Annotated in this window: 2 protein-coding genes; one reads left to right on the top strand and one right to left on the bottom strand. The window is 60.8% G+C overall.

Annotation, left to right across the window (positions count from 1 at the left end):
- Window positions 1-102: 102 nt before the first annotated feature.
- Window positions 103-861 (bottom strand): hypothetical protein, encoded by a 759-nt coding sequence (locus PSV43_RS16895; RefSeq protein WP_300199933.1) that lies wholly within the window; start codon window positions 859-861, stop codon window positions 103-105.
- 428 nt (window positions 862-1,289) lie between these two features.
- On the opposite strand from PSV43_RS16895, the gene nuoF reads away from it, so the two are divergent.
- Window positions 1,290-2,684, top strand: coding sequence for an NADH-quinone oxidoreductase subunit NuoF (gene nuoF, locus PSV43_RS16890; RefSeq protein ID WP_300199930.1), 1,395 nt, complete (start codon window positions 1,290-1,292; stop codon window positions 2,682-2,684).
- Window positions 2,685-2,821: the final 137 nt, after the last annotated feature.

The following is a 2,821-nucleotide window of genomic DNA, read 5'->3' as shown; positions in this document are numbered from 1 at the left end:
GCGGGGACGTTCGGGTTTGCCGCAGAGCACCTGAACTATTGGAGGCTGGTGGGCGCAGAGGTCTGATTTTTTGCTGGCTGCTGCCGTGGCCTTGGCTGAGGTTCACTTCACGGAGACCTGTTTGTCGAGCTTGTCGGTGGAGGAGCCGAAGGTGCCTTCGCGGCTTTTGGGGAAGCGGAAGTATAGGGTGGCTTTTTTATCGTCACTCCAGCCTTCGACGGTGAGGAGGTCATCTGCGTCCTGGGTCCACTTGAGGGGCCACTCTTTGCCGGTGGCGTTGGCCTGGGTGCCGGTGCCATCTGCCTTGAAGGTGAAATGACTGCCGCTGGCGGTGGCCCATTTTTTGCCGACAAAGGCTTTGGACTGCCGGGAGGCGGGCATGGGTGTGCCACCTACTTTTTCAAGCTCGCTCTTGGCGGCGAGGGCGTCTTCGAGCTTTCCAGCCTTGGAGTATGACTCTTGGAGCTTCTGTAGTTCGCGGACATAGACGGCGTTGCTGGGCTGAAGGGCTTTGTCGCGGGACTGCACCCAGGTCTTGCGGAGGGAATCGAGCTTGGCGGGTTTTTTGACCGCTTCGGCACTCGCGGCTGCGGCGGTGCTGGCGTCATCGACCACGCTCTGGCTTTCGGTTTTGACGACGATGGCGTCTTCGAGTTGTCCGCTCTTGGTGAAGGTGTCGAGAAGCTTGTGCAGTTCGCGCAGGTAGCTTTCGTCGATGGGCTGTGCGGCGCGGTCCCGGGCCTGCTCCCAGGATTTTCTGAGCATGCTGATTTGCGCGGGTTCTGCGGCCGGTGCTGAGGTGCCCATGGCGACGAGGGAGAAGCCGAGGACGACGAGAGTGGTCAGAATTCGAGGGTGCATAGGGGCTGGATTTCCCGCTATTTATAGCGGCCTGAAATCGGGAGGGGAAGATGTTTTTCACCCATCCGACTTCCCTACGTGATGATGAGTGATAAAGAATGCGATTAGAAGGGGAGATGATCACGAAGCCCGGGCACGGGGCGCTGCCTGGGAGCGCGGGCCTCCGAGCTGAGCAGCCGGTGGCAGGCACCTGCTGCGGGGGCTTCTCGCTCCAGACTGTGGACATCTGGATGATTCGGGGTTGGCGGAGGGCTGCGGGCGCGGAGATTTCATCGCAATTCCAAGGCGCGGAGGCTTTTCAGACCTGGCTCAGGATGGGTCTGGCCTGGACTGCGCCCGGTTCCGGCCAGCAAGCGTCCGCCCCCGGCTTGTGAAATTTTTCACAAATCCCAGTTGCCCACCTTATTCACACTCGGATACTGCGGGCCATGGCCTCCCCCGTCCAGTATCTTCCCGGAAAAGAACCCCACGCGCGTGAAAAGCGCCTGATCTTCAAGAACATCGACCGCGTCGGTTACAATCCGTCCATCGAGTGTTACCTGGAAAATGGGGGCTATGAGCAGCTCAAAAAGGCGTTCACCATGGAGCGCAGCGCCATCACGAATGAGGTCAAAGCCAGCGGTCTCCGTGGCCGTGGGGGTGCAGGGTTCCCCACCGGCGTGAAGTGGGGCTTCATCCCGCCCACGAACACCAAGCCGGTCTATCTCATCTGCAACGCGGATGAATCCGAGCCCGGCACCTTCAAGGACCGGTACATCATGCATCAGGACCCTCATCAGTTGATCGAGGGCATGACGATTTCCTGCTTCGCCGTCGGCGCAAAATTGTCCTACATCTACGTGCGGGAAGAGTTCCCCTACGCGGCCAAGATCCTCGAAAAAGCCATCGCTGAAGCCCACGAAAAAGGCTTTCTCGGCAAGAACATCCTCGGCACCGGATTCGACTGCGAGATCTACGTGCATCGCGGTGCAGGCGCGTACATCTGCGGCGAGGAAACCGGCCTGATCGAGTCCCTCGAAGGCAAGCGCCCCTACCCGCGCATCAAGCCCCCGTACTTTCCTGCGGCGCTCGGTTTGTACATGTGCCCGACCATCGTCAACAACGTCGAGTCGCTCTGCCACGTGAAGCACATCCTTGAGATGGGCAGCGCGGAATACGCCAAGCTCGGCACGCCGAACAACACCGGCACCCGCATCCTCTGCGTGAGCGGCGATGTGGTGAAGCCCGGCTACTACGAAGTCGAAGTCGGCAAGGTGACGATGGGCGAAGTTATCGACACCCTGTGCGGCGGCCTCAAACCGGGGCGCAAATTGAAGGCCATCATCCCCGGCGGCAGCTCCTCCAAAGTGCTGCGTGCGGATGAGACGTACAAGCTCAAGGACGGGCGTGAACTCGGCATCATGGACATCCCGATGGACTTCGACACCATGGCGCAGTGCGGCACCATGGCAGGCTCCGGCGGCGTGATCATCATGGACGACAGCCGCAGCATGACCTGGGTCATCAACAATCTGAACGCCTTCTACGCGCACGAGTCCTGCGGCCAGTGCACGCCCTGCCGCGAAGGCAGCCTGTGGATGAAGAAGATCAGCGACCGCATCGTCGCCGGTGAAGCCAGCCCCGATGACGTGGACACCCTTGAGACGGTGGCCAATCAGATCGAAGGCAAGACCATTTGTGCCTTCGGCGAAGCCGCCTCATGGCCGACGCAGAGCTTCATCAAGAAATTCCGCGAAGAGCTGAAAGGCGACTGCAAACCCGATCTCGCCGGCCGGATCGTCAATGAAGAGACGCTGGTGGCGGCTGCGGGGCTGGTGGTGTGAGGCTAAGGCTGGCCACGCGGCCTTTGATTCGAATCTAGACGGGCTGAAGGCCCGCAGGAGTCAGCCCAGGGCGCAGCGCAGCAAGCCCTGGGACAACCGTCTAGGATACCGTTCCCGCCGAAGGTCGCGCTCTGAAG

This window comes from Prosthecobacter sp., assembly GCF_029946185.1.
Lineage (GTDB): Bacteria > Verrucomicrobiota > Verrucomicrobiia > Verrucomicrobiales > Verrucomicrobiaceae > Prosthecobacter.
The sequence above is the reverse complement of the archived record's forward strand: the minus strand, read 5'-3'. Positions and strand labels throughout refer to the sequence as shown.